The organism is Desulfocurvus thunnarius (assembly GCF_055390965.1).
Genome location: NZ_AP042411.1, coordinates 1172286 through 1191055, shown reverse-complemented (window position 1 = coordinate 1191055; position 18770 = coordinate 1172286). Strand labels below are relative to the sequence as shown.

Genomic DNA, 18770 nt, shown 5'->3' with positions numbered 1-18770 from the left:
GATTTCCATACCTCAGAGGTGGGGTTCTGGCAACAGGCCGCAGGCCGGGCCGCAGACCGGGCGGCAGGTCCGAAGGCTTGGCCGGGGCGGGAGGAAGGGCGGGTGCGGGGCGCCGGGCCCGGGCCTCAGCCCAGGCCCAGCAGGCGTCCGCCCTGGAAGACGGCCACGGCCAGGGCGTAGGCCAGGGCGGTGTTGAAGACCACGGAGAAGGCGGCCCATTTCCACGATCCGGCCTCGGAGCGGATGGCGACCACGGTGACGAAGCAGGGCGCGTAGAGCATGATGAACACGATGAGCGCCACGGCGTGCAGCGGCGACCAGTGCGGGTCGGCGCGCAGGCGGTCGGCCAGGGGCTTGGCGTCCTCGGGGTCGGTTTCGCCCAGGGAGTAGGCCGTGCCCAGGGTGGAGACGATGACCTCCTTGGCCGCGAACCCGCCCACCAGGGCGATGTTGGTGCGCCACTCGAAACCCGCCGGGGCGGTGACGGCCTCCAGGGCCGCGCCCGCGCGCCCGGCCAGGGAGTGGCGCAGGGCCGCCTCGCGCTCGGTGTTGTCCACCAGCTCCAGGCGCCGGGCCAGCAGGTCGCGGGCGGCCGCGTCCTGCCCGGGCTCGGCGGCCAGGGCGGCCAGGGCCTCGCGTTCGGCGGCGTACATGGCCGTGCGCTCCGCGGGCAGCTCCGGGAAGGTCATTGCCGCCCAGAGCAGGATGGAAATGGCCAGGATCACCGTGCCGGCCTTCTTGATGTACTGCCAGGTGCGCTCCCAGGTGTGGATGAGCATGCCGCGCAGGGTGGGCAGGCGGTAGGGCGGCAGTTCCATGACGAAGGGCGTGCTCGGGCCGGTGATGACCGTGGAGCGCAGCAGCCGGGCCACCAGCAGGGCCGCGGCCCAGGCGCCCAGGGTGATGAGGAACAGCGCCGCGGCCTCGGCCCCCGGGAAGAAGACCCCCGTCAGCAGCAGGAAGACGGGCAGCTTGGCGCCGCAGGTCATGAACGGGGCGGTGAGCAGGGTGGCCAGCTTTTCGCGCGGGCTGCGCAGGGTGCGCGCGGCCATGACGCCCGGCACGGCGCAGCCTCCGGCGATGCCCCCCGAGACGATGAACGGCATCACCGAGCAGCCGTGCAGCCCGAAGATGCGGAACACCCGGTCGAGCATGTAGGCGATGCGCGCCATGTAGCCCGAGTCTTCCAGGAAGGCGATGAACAGGAACATGAGCATGATGAGCGGCACGAAGCCCATGACGCCGCCCACGCCGTCGATGGCCCCCGAGATGACCAGGGACTTGAACAGCCCGTCGGGCAGGGCGGCGTCGGCGGCGTCGGCCAGCAGGCCGAAGAGGGCCTCCATCCAGCCCATGGGCGCCGCGCCCAGGGTGAAGGTCGCCCAGTAGACGGCCAGCAGCACGCCGAGCATGCCCACCGGCCCGGCCACGCGGTGGGTCAGCACGCGGTCGAGCATGTCCGAAAAGTCGGCGCGCGAGGGGCTGTCGGGGCGCGTGAGCACACCTTGGCGCAGCAGGGAGGCGATGAAGCCGTAGCGGTAGTCGGCGATGATGGCCTCGGGGGAGGTGCGCAGGGTGCGCTGGCAGTGGTCGGCCACGCGCTCGGCCATGGCTTCCAGCTCGGCGCTCAGGGGCCCGGCGGCGCGCCCGGCGGCCAGCACCTGCTCGTCGGCCTCCAGATACTTCAGGGCCAGCCAGCGCGCGGGGTGGCGCCCGGCCAGGAAGCCCTCCTCCTGGATGCGCCCGGCCATGCGCGCCAGCACGGGGTCGAGGTCCGGGCCGTAGGAGATGTCCAGGGGGGCGCGCACGCCGCCCGTGGCCCGGGCGTGTTCCGCCGCCGCGCGCAGCAGGGCGCCCACGCCCTCGCCGCTGCGGGCCACGGTTTCCACCACCGGGCAGCCCAGCAGTTCGCCCAGACGCGCGGTGTCCACGCTCAGGCCCTGCTTGCGGGCCTCGTCCATCATGTTCAGGGCCAGGACGAGGGGCAGGCCCATCTCCATAATCTGCACCGCAAGGTAAAGGTTGCGCTCCAGGGCCGAGGCGTTGAGCACGTCCACCACCACGCCGGGGCGCTCGTTCACCAGGGCGTCGCGCGCCACCAGCTCCTCCTGGGTGTAGGCCGTGAGGGAGTAGGTGCCCGGCAGGTCCAGAACGTGGAAGTCGATGCCGTCCACCCGGGCGACGCCTTCCTTCTTTTCCACGGTGATGCCCGGGTAGTTGCCCACGTGCTGGCGCGCGCCGGTGATGGCGTTGAACAGGGTGGTCTTGCCCGCGTTGGGGTTGCCCGCCAGGGCGATCTTCACGCGTTCCACGGTCAGCTCCCGGCCCCGGGCGCCGTGGGCAGGTCCACGAGCACGTAGTCGGCCTCGTTGTTGCGCAGGGAGAGGGTGAAGCCCTTCATGCGCAGGGCCACGGGGTCCTTGAGGGGTGCGCGGCCGACCACCTCGACCTCCGTTCCGGGCACAAGGCCCATGTCGCGGATGCGGCGGCCCAGTTCGCCCTGGGCGGAAACGGTGCGGATGACGGCACGCTGGCCGACCTTGAGGTCGCGCAGCCGCATGGGCTGGGGCATGGTTTCGCTCCTTGGTCCGGCCCGGGAGGGGGAAGGGGCGCGCCGCCCGCCGCGGGGCGCAGGAGGGGCCGGAATCCAGGGGCGATAATGTTTTTCAACTGGCCCGTCAAGGCTCCGTGGCCGCGCGGGCCGGGGCGCGGCGCGCGGGCGGAACGCCGGGAGCCCCTGTGCGCGCGCCAGGGGGGCGGCGGGTGGCGCACGCAAAAAAGCCGCCGGATGCGGCGGCTTTCGGTTCGGGGGGGCAGGCGGGGCGGCGGGCTCAGGCCCGGGCGTCCTCGGGCAGGGGCTGGACGGTGATCGTGGCGGCCAGGTCGTCGCCCAGAACGATGTCGGCATCGCGCACGCGCAGACAGCCCGAGGGGCTTATCTCGGCGGTGACGCCGGGGGTCAGGCCCAGGGCCAGCAGGCGGCAGCGGTCCTTGGGGCAGCAGGAGAAACCCTGGATGCGCACCCGGCAGCCCCGGGGCGCATCGCGCAACGTCCGTCCGTCCCAGCCGTGGCAACCGTGGTGCTTCTTGCAGTGTCCGCGCATGGCCAGACGATAGTGAGAGTGAGAATGAATGTCAAGCGCGTCTTCGCGTCGGCCGCCGGTGCGGGCAAAATACTTTCCGGCCCGAGGCGGGGAGGGGCCGGGTGTGTCTGCGCGCAGGCTTGCGGATGCATGGGCCTGCGGTCCTCCGCGTGCACCGCGTATGCTTTGGCCCTCCGATACGGCTTCGGGCTCCCCGCCCGCCCGTGCGAAGGGGTATCGACAACACGACCACGATCCGCATCGGCTCGGGCTTTCCGCCCGCGTGCCCGCGTGAAGGAAATAGCGTAACCGGTTTATCCGGAAAGAGTTTCCCGTGAAGGCTTGTGAAATTGAGCTCATTCCGTGTGGAATTCTTGTCTGGAGCTTGAAAACCGTGCTATCAACTGGAACGATTCAGCGTCCTGATTGCATTGTCCGGGGGGGCGACGGCGGCAATCCGTCGCAGTCTTTGAAACCAGAGGTAGTTTCATGAGTATCCGTTTGAAGGTGTCCGTGCCGGTGGCGGCGACGGTGCTGCTGCTGGGCGGGTTGGGGCTGTGGCTGCTGGCGAGCAACCTGCGCCTGCTCGAAGCCCGCTTCGTGGAAACCATCGTGGGGAACAAGGCCGCCGAAATCGACGCCGCCATCCAGGCCGGGACGGATCGCGCCAAGGAGCTGGCCGCGCTGTTCACGCGCATGCCCGTCGTGGCCCAGGCCCTGGAGCTGGCCGCCCAGGGCGACATGCGCGACGAGAACGACCCCATGAGCCAGCAGGCGCGCGAGATGCTGCGCCGCGAGCTGGCGCCCATGCTGGACGGCTACGAGCAGATGCTCGGCACCAAGTTCCAACTGCACGTGCATATGCCAACGGCCCGCAGCTTGGCGCGCCTGTGGCGCAAGCAGCAGGTCCAGCGCGACGGGAAGTGGATGGACGTGTCCGACGACCTGTCGTCCTTCCGCCAGATGGTGCTGGACGTGAACGCCTCGGGCCGGGGCCTGGGCGGCGTGGAGCTGGGCCGCGGCGGTTTCGCCATCCGGGGCATGATGCCCGTGCGCTCGGCCGCGGGCAAGCATCTCGGCTCGGTGGAAACCCTCGTGGAGTTCGGGCCGATCCTGGCCACGGGCGCGGCCCGCCAGGGCGAGGAACTGCTGCTCTACATGAACGCCGACATGCTGCACATCTCCTCGCGCCTGAAGGACCCCGAGAAGAACCCCGTGCTCGACGGGCGTTTCGTGCTCGTTTCGGGCACCAAGGACAAGGCCGTGGAGCAGCTCGTCAGCGCCGATTTCCTGGAGGCCGGGCGCTCGGGGCAGCACATCGAGAGCCTGGGCAACATGGCCCTGGCCGCCTTCCCGGTCAAGGACTACAAGGGCGAGCAGATGGGCGTGCTGGTCTACTCCCTGGACACCTCGGCCACCGAGGCCATCATCTGGCGCACGGGCACGATCATCGGCGGCATCCTGCTGGCCATCCTGGTCCTGCCGGTGCTGGTGACCTGGATTTTCCTCACCCGGGGCGTGCTGCGCCCGGTGCGGACGATCATGAACAAGATCCGCGACATCGCCGAGGACCGCGCCGACCTTTCCGAAACCCTGGACGAGAGCGCGCGCGACGAGATGGGCGAACTGGCCGCATGGTTCAACAAGCTGCTGCACAAGCTCGATACCATCCTGTGCCAGACCCAGATGTACGGCTACATGATCAACGCCGTGCCCGACCCCATCTTCGCCGTGGACGACGACATGAACTTCATCGTGGCCAACGCGGCCACGGCCCGCCTGGGCAACAGCACGGTGGAAGCCCTGCGCGGCACGCCCTGCCGCGATGTCTTCAACACGTCCCTGTGCGGCACCGACGACTGCCCGATCACGCAGTGCCGCCGCACGGGCCAGGCCTACGCGGGCAACGTCATCTCCGCCGACCTGGGCGGACGCACGGTCTACATCCAGCCGACTTCCGACGTGCTGCGCGACTGCCACGGCAAGGTCATCGGGCGCATGGAAATCGCCCGCGACGTGACCCCGCTGGTGGAGAAGGAAACGGCCCTGCAATCGCACCTGGAGCAGATCCGCAGCGTGAATGCGCGCGTGGCCGAGGCCGCCGCGTCCATCGCCGAGGCTTCGGGCGAACTGTCGGGGCAGGTGGCCGAGGTCACCGAGGGCGCCGAGCAGCAGAAGGCCCGCGCCGGGGAAACCGCCCAGGCCATGGAGCAGATGAACGAGACGGTGATGGACGTGGCCCGGGGCGCCAGCGAGGCCGCCGAGCAGGCCGACGGCTCGCGCCGCCGCGCCCAGGAGGGCTCGGATGTCGTGGCCAAGGCCGTGGAAGCCATCACCGAGGTCCGCCAGCGCTCGGCCAGCCTGAAGTCCAACATGGACGCCCTGGGCGAGAAGGCCGAGGGCATCGGCCAGGTGCTCAACGTCATTTCGGACATTGCCGACCAGACCAACCTGCTGGCCTTGAACGCCGCCATCGAGGCCGCCCGCGCGGGCGACGCGGGCCGGGGCTTCGCCGTTGTGGCCGACGAGGTGCGCAAGCTGGCCGAAAAGACCATGACCGCCACCCAGGAGGTCGCCCAGGCCATCGGGGCCATCCAGAGCGGCGCGCGCGAGAACATCACCGCCGTGGACCAGTCCGACAAGGCCGTGGGCCACGCCACGGAGATGGTCAACGCCTCGGGCCGGGCGCTCCAGGAGATCAGCGATCTGGTCACCGCCACGGCGGACCGCATCCGGGCCATCGCCACCGCCGCCGAGGAGCAGTCGGCCACCAGCGACGCCATCAACCGCGCCGTGGACGAGGTCAACGCCGTGGCCCAGGAGACGGCCGACGGCATGATGCGCGCCCGCGACAACGTGCAGCGGCTGGCGGACCTGGCCGAATCCCTGCGCGCCCTGTCCCAGGAAGTGCACACCTAAGGCTGCGCGCCGCAAGCAGAACCAAGGCCCCCCGCGCCGACAGCGCGGGGGGCCTTTTTGTTGGTGCGCAGGGCTGCCCGGCCGCGGGGCCGTCCGCCTTCCCGGCGGGCCGCCCTGCGTATGGCGCCCGGGCGCGTCAGCGGCGCACGATGGAGCCCATCAGTTCCTCCACGTCCAGGTAGTAGGTCTGGACGTTGGCCAGGTTCTCCAGGGCGTCGGTGTACTGCACCTCCACGGCGCCGGTGGCCCCGGCGGCGAGGGTCACGCAGCGGAACACGGGGCGCCCGCCCAGTTCCGGGGCCAGGCAGCGGTAGACGTGGCGGATGACGCGGTTTTCGGCGTCGTAGTCCACGCTGGCGTTGTCGTAACCGGGGATGTTTTCCTCGACCAGGGTCTCGTATGCCTCGGGCCCGGCGAAGAGTGCGTCGGCGGCCGCCTTGGGGTAGAGGAACACGCGCACCGTGGGCAGCATGGCGTCGTGGGCCGAACGCTCGCTGTGGATGTAGAAATGCTTGATCAGCGGGCTGGCGCCGGGGCCCAGGGGCACCTCGAACCAGCCCCGGGGCAGGGTCATGGCCACGCCGTCGACCTCGCAGGCTTCGCGGTGGGCGGGGTCGGCGGCCAGACGGGCCTTGTAGGCCGCGAAGGCGGCGTCGCCCTCGGGGCCGAAGCTGTGCTGGGCGCAGGCGGCGAGCAGGCCGAGGGCCAGGAGCAGACAGAGGACGCGCACGCGGGTCATACGGAACCTCTCCGACGGGTGGGGGGAAGGGGGGGAAATCAGCCCTGGCGGACGGGAACGACCGCGCTTACGGCGGCGATCAGGCCGTCCAGGTCCTTGGGGCCGAGCAGGAAATAGCGTTCGGCGGTCTCCAGGCACAGCACGCGGTCGCCCCGGGTGACGACCACCACGTCGCGGCCCGCGGCCGTGCGGAACATGCCGCTGCGGTAACCGAAAAAGGCCATGCTGCCCTCGCTTTTCAGGCCCGCGAAGGCGGGTTCGCCCTTCAGGGAGCAGACGAAGGCGCGGGTCACGGCGTCTAGGGGCTGGGAGGCCTTGAGGAAGGGCGGGGCGTCCACCAGCAGGGACGTGCCTTCGACGAAAAGCCGGGTGTTGGCCGGGTTGGCCACGAGCATGAACCAGTACAGGGCGATGATGGGCACGGCCACGGCCAGGATGCAGATGCCCGTCCACAGGAAGCCGGAGCGGAAGCTCCACACGGCGGCCCCGGCGGAGAAGGCCGCGAAGCAAAAGAGCATGGCGATGGCCTTGCGGCTCATGGGCACGGGAAACATGGCTGGCATGTCAGGACTCCTGGGGCGGGCCCCGGTTGTGCGTTGCGCGTTTTCGCGGTGCGGACCCTAGCAGGCCCCGGGAGCGAAGACAACCCCGCCCGGGGGCGGCGGGCCGCCCGGGCCGCCGGGCAGGCAGGGCCGCGCGGGGCCGTCGCGGCTACGCGCGCTCGTCCCCGTCGCTGACGGCCTGCAGGCCGTCCAGGTCCAGCAGGTCGATGTGTTTGCCGCGCACGCGGATCAGCCCGGCCTCGCTCAGGCGCTTGAGCACGCGCGAGAGCGTCTCCTGGGCCGTGCCCAGCAGTCCGGCCAGGTGGCCCTTGGAGATGTCCAGGGTCACCTCCGTGGCGCCTCCGGTGCGGTCCGAAAGGTCCAGCAGGTAGGCCGCCACGCGCTGGGGCGTCTCCTTGAGGGTCAGGTTTTCCAGCTTCACGGTGAAGCGGCGCAGCTTGCGCGACAGGGCGGCCAGCATGTTCATGGCCAGGGTGCTGTCGCGCTCCAGCAGCCGCCGCAGCCCGTCGCGCGGGATGAACAGCACCCGGGAGTCCATGGTCGTTTCCGCGTTGGCCGGGAAGCGCCCGCCCTCGAACACGGGCACCTCGCCGAAGGGCTCGCCGGGGCCGTAGATGTGGATGATCTGTTCGCGGCCCTCCAGGGAGAGCTTGAAAATCTTGACCTGCCCGGTCATGGCCACGTAGAGCCCCCGGGCCTCGCTGCCCTCCAGGAATATGGTCCGGCCCCTGGGGTAGTCGGCGGGCACGCAGATGGAGGCCACGGCCTCGATCTGCGCCGGTTCCAGGCCCCGGAAGAGATCCATGCGCGAACTGAGAAAGGCGATGAGTTCCATGGCGCAGCCTTAGCATCCCGCGCGCCGGGGGGCAACGGGTTGCGGGAGAACTGGCCCGGCTTGACCCAAGTCAAGGCGCGCGGGGCGCGAATGCATATGGTGGGGGCACGACGGACGACGGCCCGGCCCGCGCCGCGCCCCCGCCCGAACACCCCGCAAGGACAAGGAGAAGGCGATATGCCCAAGGAATACCGCAAAATCATCGAGATAGACGAGGAGCTGTGCAACGGCTGCGGCCAGTGCGTGCCGTCGTGCGCCGAGGGCGCCCTGGCCATCGTGGACGGCAAGGCCCGCGTGGTGCGCGACAGTTTCTGCGACGGCCTGGGCGCCTGCCTGGGCGAATGCCCCACCGGCGCCCTGCGCATCGTGGAGCGCGAGGCCGACGCCTTCGACGAGGAGGCGGCCATGGCCCACGTGGCCACGCAGGGCGGCTCCCTGGCTCACGCCGCCACACGGGATGGGGCCGACCCGGCCCCCGGGCACGGGCCCGCCGGGGGCTGCCCGGGAGCGGCGGCCATGACCCTGCGCCCTGCCGGGAGCTGCCCCGGGGCGGCGGCGGCCCGGCTGCGCCCGGCGGTTCCGGCCCCTGCCGCGGACGGGGACGACGCCCCGCCGAGCCTGCTGGGGCATTGGCCGGTGCAGATCCGCCTGGTGCCGCCCGACGCGCCGTTCCTGCGCGGGGCCGAGCTGGTTGTGGCGGCGGACTGCGCGGCGGTGGCCCATCCCGATTTCCACCGCCGCTTCGTGGGCGGCAACGTGGTGCTGCTGGGCTGCCCCAAGTTCGACGGCGACGCGGACTACCCCCGGCGTTTCGCCGAGCTGTTCGCCCGCTCGGGCGTGCGCGGGGTCACGGTGGTGCGCATGGAGGTGCCCTGCTGCGCGGGGCTGCCGGCCATGGTCCGCCAGGGGCTCGCAGCCTCGGGCCGCACGGACCTGCCCCTGCGCGAGGTCGTCGTGGGCCGCGACGGAACCATCCTGGCCCAGGCGCCCGCCTTCGGGCCGGGGCGGCTGGAGCGCGCCTCGGCCTGAGGCCCGTCCGCCGGGCCTGCCCGTGCCGCGTCCCCGCTCGGCCCTGCCGGGCGGGGATTTTTCGTTTGCCCGTCGGATGGCGGAACAGGCTTGCAAAACCGGACGGTTGCGGTATACTGTCGGGCCATTCTTCCCTCCCGGGCGCCAAGCTGTCCCGGGCGACCCGAGCAGGAGATCCGGACGTGGCCCAGAGACTCAACGTGTCCAAACGCGAAGGCGACGCCCTGGGCATCACCATGGGCACCATGGTCCTCATCGAGCCCCAGGGCCTGGGCGACCGCTTCAAAACCGAGTTCCTGGGCATGGCCAAGGGCCAGTTCATCATCCTGCGCCTGCCGCGTATCCCGGGCGTGAGCGACCACCTCTACGCCGAAAAGCGCGTCACCGTGCGCTACATGTTCCAGGGCAACGTCTACGGCTTCGAGTCCGAGGTGCTCTGGGTCCAGTCCGGTCCCTTCCGGCTGCTTTTTTTGCGCTATCCGGGCACCATCGAAATCCTCAACCTGCGCAAGTGCCAGCGCGTGGATTGCTACCTGCCCGTGCGCGTTGGCGTGGGCGGCGACGACGACGAGCAGTATACGGAATATCAGGGCATGATGCGCAACCTCTCCTGCGGCGGCTGCCAGGTGGTGGTCGACACGCCGGACGGCGCTCCGCTGCCCGTGGCCGTGGATTCCCACCTGTCCCTCGACTTCCGCATGATCGGCACCGACCGGCCCGTGCGCCTGCCCGGGCGGGCCAAGAACATCACCGTGAACAAGAACCGCATGATCCTGGGCGTGATGTTCGATTCCGTGTCCGACGGCGTGCGCGAGGGCATCGAGAGCTACGTGAACAGCGTGGCCGATTTCCTGACCTCCTGAGCCCGCCCCTGGCGGGCGCCCGCCGTGCCGGGGCTCCGCGTCTTTCGGCGTCCCCGGTTCGGCCCGCTTCCTCTTTTCCGTCCGGCTCCGTCCGCGTGGCCCCCTTGGGCTCCGCGGACGTTTCCTGGCGCGCGTCCCGCCCCGTCCGGAAGCCCTGCCGTCCGGGTCTTTTCTGCGCGGCCCAGCCCGGCGGGGCTGTCGGCGGGCGCGGGAGGAGGCGACGCGGCGCGGGGCGGCTGTGTACGGCGGGGCGTCCCGATGGCGCTCCCGCGCGGGGGGAGGCGATTTCCGCCGCCCGGGCAGGCTTCGGACGGCGGTCGGCCCACCCGGTGCACCGTGCGGACCCTCCCCGGGCGCAGCCTCCCAGGTTTCATCAATGTTTCAGCGCTATTGTTTTCTTGTCCACATTGCCCTCCGGCCCGGCCCCCGGGCGGGAGGCCGGGCCGTTCCTGCTCCCCTCCGGGGTTCGGGCGCGGAATCGGCCCGGAGCGGCCTCGGGGGGTGGACGACTGCTCTGCCGGTGTATCCCATGTTTTTTCAGGGTGTTGTTTCCATCTTGACGACATCGGGCGGCTCGCGCCGTCACGGGGCGGACACCGAAAAAAAAGTTGTCCACAGGGGCGCCCGGAACGGGGCTCCAGCCGTGGATTTCAGTGCCGTCATGCTGTGCATGGTTTGGTGGACAACCGGGCCTTTGTCCACACCGCCCGGGAACGGGTCGAAATAGCGGTAAATTTCCTTGCAGGGGGATTTTCGGGCCCCCCTTTACCCGCCCAGGCTTTTCGACTATATTATCTAGAAATTGTTTAATCTGTTGAAATACTTGTAGTAATTTTGATTTCGCGCGCAGGCCGTGGCCTGGCGCCGCCCACCGTGCCCGCGCGCGGCCCGGGCGGCGGGCGGGAGCGTTTGCCTCTGCCGGGCCAGCGGGCGCGCCCATGTTTTTTTGCCCGCCACCCCGGCGGGCCGCCCCGCCCGCAGCGGCCGGGAGCGTGAGAGGGACCCCATGCATTCTTTCGGACATCATGCCTGGAGCCACGTGCGCGGCATCGAGCGCCTGAGCCTGTGCGACTGGCCGGGCCACGCCGCGGCGGTGCTGTTCACCGGCGGCTGCAACCTGCGCTGCCCCACCTGCCACAACGCCGAAATGGCCTGGGCCCCCGGGCGCCTGCCCGCCCTGGACCGGGGCGAGGTGCTCGGCCTGTTGTCGCGCCGGGCCAAGTGGCTCGACGGCATCACCGTCACCGGCGGGGAACCGACCCTGGTGCCGGGGCTCATGGATCTGTTGACCGACCTGGCCGACCTGGGCCTGCCCGTGAAGCTGGACACCAACGGCATGCGCCCCGGGGTGGTGCGCTCGCTTCTGGCCGCCGGGCTGGTGCGGACCTTCGCCGTGGACGTGAAGGGCCCCTATGCCAAATATCCCGCCCTCACGGGGGACGGCGTGGACGCCGCCACGGCGCGCACGAACCTGGAGGCCATCTTCCGCATGGCCGCCCAGGCGCCCGGGGCTTTTTATTTCCGGACCACCAGGGTCCCGATGCTTCAGGACGAGGACATGGACACCATCCGCGGGCTGCTGCCCGCGGGCTTCACGCTGGTGGAGCAAAAATACGTTGCACCGCAGAGGAGGACCGATGCCCAAACAGATTCTCAAGCGCGACAGTTGCCTGGAGACCTGGTCCCTGGAACGTATCGCCCTGGCCATATTCAAGGCGCTCAAGGCCAGCGGCATCAAGGATCCCATCCTCTCCAAGCGGCTGGCGCGTAAGGTCGAGCAGAAGCTGGCCGGCATCGACGTGCCCGAGCAGGAGCACGTGCAGGACCTCGTGGAACAGGTGCTCATGGAGTCGCGCCTGTATCAGGTGGCCCGCAAGTACATCATCTACCGCGAGAAGCGCCGCGAACTGCGCGAGCAGACCGCCGCCTACCTGGACATCAAGGACACCATCGACAACTACCTGTCCAAGGCCGACTGGCGCGTGGCGGAAAACGCCAACATGACCCACTCCTTCCAGGGGCTCATGCTGCACCTGTCCGGCACCGTCCAGGCGCGCTACGCCCTGGAGAAGTATCCCGAGGAAGTCCGCCTGGCCCACGAGCACGGCTATTTCCACCTGCACGACCTGTCCTTCGGGCTGGCCGGATACTGCGCGGGCTGGAGCCTGCGCGACCTGCTCCTGGAGGGCTTCAACCTGGAGGGCCGCTCCTGCGCCGGGCCCGCCCGTCATTTCGACACCGCCCTGGGCCAGATGAACAACTTTCTCGGCACGTTGCAGAACGAATGGGCCGGAGCCCAGGCCTTCAACAACGTGGACACCTATCTGGCGCCCTTCATCCGTCACGACGGGCTGAACTACGACGAAGTGCGTCAGGCCATGCAGAAGTTCGTGTTCAACCTGAACACGACTTCGCGTTGGGGCGGGCAGAGCCCGTTCACCAACCTGACCTTCGACCTCGCCCCGCCCAAGCACATCGCCAACGAGGCCGTGATCATCGGCGGCAAGCTCCAGGACTCGACCTACGGCGAGTATGCCGCCGAGATGGCCATGATCAACAAGGCTTTCATTGAGGTCATGCTCAAGGGCGACGCCGACGGGCGCATCTTCTCCTTCCCCATCCCGACCTACAACGTCACCGACGACTTCCCGTGGGACAGCGAAATCGGCGAGTTGCTGCTCCAGCTCACGGCGAAGTACGGGGTGCCCTACTTCCAGAACTTCATCAACTCGGACATCAGCCCCGAAGACGTGCGCTCCATGTGCTGCCGACTGAAGATGGACCTGCGCGAGCTGCGCAAGAAGACCGGCGGCCTGTTCGGCGCGGGCGATCTCACGGGGTCCATCGGCGTGGTCACGCTGAACCTGCCCAAGCTGGCCTACCTCGCCCAGGGCGAGGAGGACTTCCTGGATCTGGTGACCGAATACGCCGAGCTGGCGCGCGATTCCCTGGAATTCAAGCGCAAGATGATCGACGAGAACCTGGCGCGGGGCATGTTCCCGTGGTCCGCGCGCTACCTGAAGAACGGCTTTGCCGGGCACTTCGCGACCATCGGGCTGGTGGGCGGCCACGAGGCCTGCCTGAACCTGTTGGGCAAGGGCATCGAAACCCCGGCGGGCATGCGCTTCATGCAGCGCACCCTGCACCATCTGGCCGACTTGACCGCGCGTTTCCAGGAGCAGACCGGCAATCTCTACAACCTGGAAGCCACCCCCGCCGAGGGCACCAGCTACCGGCTGGCGCGCATCGACAAGAAGCTCTACGAGGAAATTCACGCCTCGGGCAACGGCACGCCGTATTACACCAACTCCACGGCCCTGCCCGTGGGCTACTCCGACGACGTGCTCTTCGCCCTGGAGCACCAGAACGCGCTCCAGCCGCTGTATACCGGCGGCACGGTGTTTCATACCTTCCTGGGTGAGGCCGTGAGCGACACCACGGCCCTCAAGAACTTCATCATCAAGGCCTTCACCAACACCAAGCTGCCCTTCCTGTCCATCACGCCGACCTTCTCGATCTGCAAGGAGCACGGCTACATCCAGGGCGAGCACTTCCAGTGCCCGACCTGCGGGCAGGACAGCGAGGTCTACACGCGCATCGTGGGCTACTACCGCCCCGTGAGCCGCTGGAACGACGGCAAGAAGGCCGAGTACAAGGACCGTCTGGTGTTCGAGGACGTTTGCGCCCGCTAGCGGCGCCCGGTTTGCCTTCCTCCTCCTCCTGAAAGGCCCCCCGCGACGTGTGTCGCGGGGGGCCTTTCCCGTGGGGGAGGGCGGGCCTGCCGGGTGTTCCGGTCCTGTCGGCAGGCTGGCGCATGGGAAAAGCCCCCGCGACGGCACGCCGTCGCGGGGGCCTTCCCGTTCTTCGATCTCCACGCATATGGCGCCGCCCGGCGCCGCAGCCCGCGCTAGCTTTGCAGGAACTCGCGGTAGGCCAGCATGGTCGCGTAGAGGTCGGCCTTGGAGCTGATCTCGAAGGGCGAGTGCATGGAGAGCACGCCGGGGCCGAAGTCGATGATGTCCATGCCGTAGGCCGCGAGGTATTTGGCCACGGTACCGCCGCCGCCCAGGTCCACCCGGCCGAGTTCGGCCATCTGCCAGGGAATTCCGGCGCGGTTCAGCAGGTTGCGCAAAAAGCCCACGTATTCGGCGTGGGCGTCGTTGGCGCCGACCTTGCCCCGGTGGCCGGTGAACTTGCAGAACACCGGGCCGTGGCCCAGAAGCGACGAGTTCAGCTTCTCGTGCACGTCCTGGTAGTCCGGGTCCAGGGCGCCGTGCACGTCCGCCGAGACGGCGCGCATGTTCAGGAAGATTTCCGACAGCCGCGCGCCGGGCTCCCAGGCCCGGGCGAGGTCGTCCATGCAATACTCGAAGAACAGGCTCTTGGCGCCCGTCGCGCCCTCGGAGCCGATCTCCTCCTTGTCCCAGAATAGCACGACCTGGGTGTGCTCCGGGGCCTCGGCGGCCAGCAGGGCCTCCAGGGCGGCGAAGACGCAGATGCGGTCGTCCTGGCCGTAGCCGCCGATGAGCGAACCGTCCAGCCCCACGGGCCGCGCCGGGCCCGCCGGGACGATCTGAAGCTCGGCGGAGAACAGGTCCTCCTCCACCAGCCCGTACTTGGCGTTGAGCATGTCCAGCACGCGGCCCTTGACGCGGTTCTTCTCGTCGGGCGCCGCGCCGTCCTTGCCCTTGGCGGCCTTCTTGGCCCGGGGCTCGTGGCCGAAGACGATATTCAGCTTCTCGGCCTCGAAGGCGTTGGCCACGGTTTTTTCCATCTGCCCGTAGGCCAGATGCGGCAGCAGGTCGAGCACGGTGAACACCGGGTCTCCCGCGTCCTCGCCGATGTTGACCGCCACCACCTGGCCGTCGGCGCGCACCACCACCCCGTGCAGGGCCAGGGGCCGGGCGAACCACTGGTGCTTGCGGATGCCGCCGTAGTAGTGCGTCTTGGCCAACCCCACGCCGCATTCCTCGTAGAGCGGATGCTGCTTGAGGTCCAGGCGCGGGGTGTCGGCGTGGGCACCCACGAGGCGCACGCCTTCGGACAGGGGCCGTTTGCCCCGCCGGGCCAGGAACATGGTCTTGCCGCGCATGTCGCGCCAGATCATGTCGTGGTCCAGGCCGTCCTTGAATCCGGCCTTCCGCACCCTGGCGCGCACGTATTCGATGGTCTCGCGCTCGGTCTTGCAGGCGGAAAGGAACTCCAGATAGCGGGCGGCCAGGGCGTCCATGGCCTTGCGGTGCTTGGGCGCGGCGTACACGTCCCAGCAGTTGCGGGTTTCGTATGTCAGGTCGGTCTTCTTGTCGGACATGGGGTCTCCTTGCGGGTCGTCTGCTAGGGAATCAGGGCCTGCCGCAGGGCGGCGGCCACCAGGGAAATTTCGTCGTCGCCCAGGGTGCGCGGGTCGAGGCAGAAATGGTCGTCCTGGGTGCGGCCCACCAGGGGCGGGTCGGTGTCGAGCAGCCTGCGGCGCAGGTCTTCGGCGCCGGTGCCGTCGGCGGCGCCGACGGTGACCAGGGTGGTCGGCAAATCGCGCTCGGGGAAGGCCCCGCCGCCCACGCGCGACATGCCCGGCGCAAGGCCCACCACTGCCGCCGCGCCCAGGTCGCGGCGCAGGCGCCGCGCCAGCCGCCCGGCCCGCACGCGCAGTTCCTGGGGCGTGGTGGTGATCATGCGCAGGGTCGGCACGCGGCGCAGGGCCGCCTCGGGCTCCAGGTAGAGCCGCAAGGTGGCCTCCAGGGCCGCCAGGGTCATTTTGTCGATGCGCAGGGCGCGGTTCAGGGGGTTCTTCTTGAGTTTGGCGATCCAGCGCTCGCGGCCGACGATGACCCCGGCCTGGGGCCCGCCCAGCACCTTGTCGCCCGAGAAGGTCACCACGTCCAGCCCGGCGGCCACGGCCTGCTGCACCGTGGGTTCGCCCAGGGGCCCGCCGCCCAGTTCGGCCAGGCTGCCGCTGCCCAGGTCTTCGATGACGGGCAGGTTGTGGCGCGCGCCGATCCCGGCCAGCTCCCGCGCGTCCACCTCGCTGGTGAAGCCGATCATGCGGTAGTTGGAGCAGTGGACCTTGAGCAGCGCGGCGGTGTTCTCGGTGATGGCGTTCTCGTAGTCGCGCGGGTGGGTGCGGTTGGTGGCGCCGACCTCCACGAGAATCGCCCCCGAGCGGGCCATGACATCGGGGATGCGGAAGGAACCGCCGATTTCCACGAGTTGTCCGCGCGAGACGACCACCTCGCGGCCCTTGGCCAGGGTGTCCAGCACGAGCATCACGGCGGCGGCGTTGTTGTTGACAACCAGGGCGGCCTCGGCGCCGGTCAGGCGCGCGAGCAGGGCCTCCACGTGGCTGTAGCGGCTGCCGCGCTCGCCTGTGGCCAGGGAGAATTCCAGGTTGGAGTAACGCGCGCAGGCATCGGCCACGGCGGCCATGGCCTCGGGCGCCAGGATGGAGCGGCCCAGGTTGGTATGCACCACCACGCCCGTGGCGTTGAGCACGCGGCGGAAGTGCGGGCGGCAGGCCGCGCGGGCAAAGGCCGCCAGGGCCGGGCGCAGCGCGGCGAGGCTCAGGGCGGCTGGGTCGGCCACGCGGCCCTCGCGGATGTCGCGGCGCAGGGAGTCCAGGAAATCCGTGACCGCCTCGCGCAGCAGAGGGCGCGGCAGGGCCGCAAGGTCCGGGGCGGAGGCCAGTTCGGCCAGGGCGGCGTCCATGCTCGGCAGGCAGCGGAAAAGTTCGTGCATCGGTCGTGTCCTGTTGCTCGGGTGCCGGGCGGCGGGGGAGCGGCGCGTGGGGTGCCCGGCGCTCCCGGTGAACGCGGTGTCCCGGTGTGTCGCGGATGCTACCCTGCCCGGGGCCGCCCCGCAAGCCCGGGCGGGCCGAAAGCGAGGCCCCGGGGGGAAAAACGGGAGAGCGGGGACGGGGCTCGGGCAGGGAGAAAAGGTCCGGCGGAAGCTGCGGAGGCATCCGGCGCCACGCGGCTCGGGGGCCCTGGGGACGGGAGGCTCCGGCGGACACGGCGGACCGCTTCGGCAACGGCTCCGGCAGGCGCGGGCTTCGCGGGCGGCAGGCGGGTGCCGGGGGGCGCGCGGGGAAAGCCCCGGGCGGGCGCTCCGTCAGCCGCTGGCCGGAAGCGGCGGCAGGGGCAGATCCGGCTCCCGGGCGCCCAGGGCCTCGGGCCGCAGGGCGAAGAAAGCGCCCAGCAGATACAACGAGCCGCAGACGAGCACCGGCCTCGGGGCGCCCGGGCCGCCATGCGCCCCGTCGGCAAGCTCCAGGGCCCGGGCCAGCCCCGGCAGGGGCACGGCGCGCGGGCCCAGCAGCGCGGCGGCGGCCTCGGGCGCCAGGGCGCGGGAGACCTCGGGCAGGGCGGGCAACCACAAGGGGCCGTCGGTCAGCCCGGCCACCAGGGGCGCCATGGCCGCCAAATCCTTGTCGGCCATGCAGGCGAAAATCACTGCGGCGGGCCGGGGCACGGCGTGGCCCACGGCCCGGGCCAAGCGCTCCAGGGCGGGCACGTTGTGCGCGCCGTCCAGCCAGAGCTGCGCGCGCCCCGGCCCGCCCGGCACGCGCTGAAGCCGCCCCGGCAGCCGCGCGGCGCCGATGCCCCGGGCGCAGGCGGCGGGGTCCGAAACCCAGCCCCGGGCGCGGGCCAGCGCCGTCCAGGCCGCCAGGGCCAGGGCGGCGTTTTCGCGCTGGTGGTCCCCGGCCATGGCCGGGGTGCCCGCCCCGGCGAACGGCCCGTAAACTCCCGCGCCGGGGGTGGAAGTGGTGGGCACGCCCGCGTCGGGGACATCCGCGACGGTCATGAACGGCGCGCCGATCTCGCGGGCCCGGGCGCGCAGCACGGCCATGGCCTCGGGCGGCTGGGGGCCGCTGACGGCGGGCACTCCCGGGCGCATGGCCCCGGCCTTGTCGCGGGCGATGTCCGCCAGGGTCGGGCCGAGTACGGCCATATGGTCCAGGCCCATGGCCGTGAAGACCGTGAGGTCCGCGTTCAGGGCGGTGGTGGCGTCGTGGGCGCCGCCCAGGCCCGCTTCGAGCACCACGGCGTCGCACCCCGCGCGGGCGAACCCCAGGGCCGCGATGGCCGTGACGCACTCGAAATAGGTCAGTTCCTGCCCGCCGGGAGTGGCCAGCACGGCGTTGCCCAGCTCCGTCCAGGCCGCCTCGTCCAGCTTGCGCCCGTTGACCAGCACCCGTTCGCGCACGTCCACGAAATGCGGCGAGGCGTACAACCCCGCGCGCAATCCATGGGCACGCATGATCTCGGCCAGCATGAGCGACACCGAGCCCTTGCCGTTGGTGCCCACCACCTGTACGGCAACGGGCCGGGTGGCGGCGCCCCTGCCCGATGCGGCCTCCGGAGGCGCGGTGCCCGATGCGCCCGCGGGCACCGCCGCGGGGGCGCCTGCGGGATCGTCCGCTCTGCCTCGTGCCCAGGCCTCTCCTCCCGCACCCGCAGGACCGTCCGGGGACTCGGGAAGAACATCCCCCGGCCCCCCTGGCGCGGGAGCCCCCGGCGCCGCGCCTGTCGGCCCGCCCGGTAGCGGGCGCCCGTCCTCCTGGCGCCCCGGCAGCCCCAAGGCCGCCAAAGCCGCGGACATTCGCCCCAGGCCGAAATCCATGTGGAACAGGCCCCGGGCGTCCAGGTGGGCGACGAGGTCCGCAAAGCAGGCCAGGGGCCGGTGCGCGGCTTCGGCTGCGGCAGGGGGCGCGGGGCGTGGGCTCATGAATCCTCCGATGGCCCC

General features: G+C 70.6%; 14 protein-coding genes. 5 read left to right on the top strand and 9 right to left on the bottom strand.

Annotation, left to right across the window (positions count from 1 at the left end):
* Positions 1 to 125: 125 nt before the first annotated feature.
* The 3 genes from feoB to ACZ5KV_RS05165 form a co-directional block, all read right to left on the bottom strand.
* Entirely contained in the window at positions 126 to 2312 is a 2187-nt protein-coding gene (feoB, locus tag ACZ5KV_RS05175; protein ID WP_464241281.1) for a ferrous iron transport protein B, read from the bottom strand.
* Positions 2313 to 2314: 2 nt separating this feature from the next.
* A complete protein-coding gene (locus ACZ5KV_RS05170) occupies positions 2315 to 2572 on the bottom strand; it encodes a FeoA family protein (RefSeq protein WP_464241280.1) in 258 nt (85 codons plus the stop codon).
* Between the two features lie 259 nt (positions 2573 to 2831).
* Positions 2832 to 3104: a FeoA family protein gene (locus ACZ5KV_RS05165; RefSeq protein ID WP_464241279.1), complete on the bottom strand. Its 273-nt coding sequence runs from the start codon at positions 3102 to 3104 to the stop codon at positions 2832 to 2834.
* Positions 3105 to 3572: 468 nt separating this feature from the next.
* Here ACZ5KV_RS05165 and ACZ5KV_RS05160 point away from each other — a divergent pair, with 468 nt between their 5' ends.
* On the top strand, positions 3573 to 6002 hold the full coding sequence (locus ACZ5KV_RS05160; RefSeq protein WP_464241278.1) for a methyl-accepting chemotaxis protein: 2430 nt from the start codon (positions 3573 to 3575) through the stop codon (positions 6000 to 6002).
* Between the two features lie 136 nt (positions 6003 to 6138).
* Here the strand turns inward: ACZ5KV_RS05160 and ACZ5KV_RS05155 are convergent, their stop codons facing one another.
* From ACZ5KV_RS05155 to ACZ5KV_RS05145, 3 genes are all read right to left on the bottom strand, one after another.
* Positions 6139 to 6741, bottom strand: a complete 603-nt coding sequence (locus ACZ5KV_RS05155; RefSeq protein ID WP_464241277.1) for a hypothetical protein — start codon at positions 6739 to 6741, stop codon at positions 6139 to 6141.
* A gap of 38 nt (positions 6742 to 6779) precedes the next feature.
* Complete coding sequence (locus ACZ5KV_RS05150; RefSeq protein WP_464241276.1) at positions 6780 to 7304, bottom strand: PH domain-containing protein; 525 nt, start codon at positions 7302 to 7304, stop codon at positions 6780 to 6782.
* 148 nt (positions 7305 to 7452) lie between these two features.
* Positions 7453 to 8139 carry a Crp/Fnr family transcriptional regulator gene (locus ACZ5KV_RS05145; protein ID WP_464241275.1) on the bottom strand — a complete coding sequence of 229 codons (687 nt, stop codon included), beginning with the start codon at positions 8137 to 8139 and terminating at the stop codon, positions 7453 to 7455.
* 177 nt (positions 8140 to 8316) lie between these two features.
* On the opposite strand from ACZ5KV_RS05145, the gene ACZ5KV_RS05140 reads away from it, so the two are divergent.
* From ACZ5KV_RS05140 to ACZ5KV_RS05125, 4 genes are all read left to right on the top strand, one after another.
* Positions 8317 to 9168 carry an ATP-binding protein gene (locus tag ACZ5KV_RS05140; protein ID WP_464241274.1) on the top strand — a complete coding sequence of 284 codons (852 nt, stop codon included), beginning with the start codon at positions 8317 to 8319 and terminating at the stop codon, positions 9166 to 9168.
* A gap of 182 nt (positions 9169 to 9350) precedes the next feature.
* The gene (locus ACZ5KV_RS05135; RefSeq protein ID WP_464241273.1) at positions 9351 to 10031 is read left to right on the top strand and encodes a flagellar brake protein; all 681 of its coding nucleotides are present in this window, start codon (positions 9351 to 9353) and stop codon (positions 10029 to 10031) included.
* 1006 nt (positions 10032 to 11037) lie between these two features.
* Positions 11038 to 11802 carry an anaerobic ribonucleoside-triphosphate reductase activating protein gene (locus tag ACZ5KV_RS05130; protein ID WP_464241272.1) on the top strand — a complete coding sequence of 255 codons (765 nt, stop codon included), beginning with the start codon at positions 11038 to 11040 and terminating at the stop codon, positions 11800 to 11802.
* Entirely contained in the window at positions 11702 to 13723 is a 2022-nt protein-coding gene (locus ACZ5KV_RS05125) for a ribonucleoside triphosphate reductase (RefSeq protein WP_464241807.1), read from the top strand. The genes ACZ5KV_RS05130 and ACZ5KV_RS05125 overlap by 101 nt, the downstream gene beginning before the upstream one ends.
* 215 nt (positions 13724 to 13938) lie before the next feature.
* Here the strand turns inward: ACZ5KV_RS05125 and ACZ5KV_RS05120 are convergent, their stop codons facing one another.
* The 3 genes from ACZ5KV_RS05120 to ACZ5KV_RS05110 all read right to left on the bottom strand — a co-directional run bounded on the left by ACZ5KV_RS05120 (position 13939) and on the right by ACZ5KV_RS05110 (position 18416).
* Positions 13939 to 15342 carry an aminopeptidase gene (locus ACZ5KV_RS05120; RefSeq protein WP_464241271.1) on the bottom strand — a complete coding sequence of 468 codons (1404 nt, stop codon included), beginning with the start codon at positions 15340 to 15342 and terminating at the stop codon, positions 13939 to 13941.
* Between the two features lie 23 nt (positions 15343 to 15365).
* Positions 15366 to 16763 (bottom strand): L-seryl-tRNA(Sec) selenium transferase, encoded by a 1398-nt coding sequence (gene selA, locus ACZ5KV_RS05115; RefSeq protein ID WP_464241270.1) that lies wholly within the window; start codon positions 16761 to 16763, stop codon positions 15366 to 15368.
* A 372-nt stretch (positions 16764 to 17135) separates the two neighbouring features.
* Positions 17136 to 18416 (bottom strand): bifunctional folylpolyglutamate synthase/dihydrofolate synthase, encoded by a 1281-nt coding sequence (locus ACZ5KV_RS05110; RefSeq protein WP_464241269.1) that lies wholly within the window; start codon positions 18414 to 18416, stop codon positions 17136 to 17138.
* Positions 18417 to 18770 lie beyond the last annotated feature (354 nt).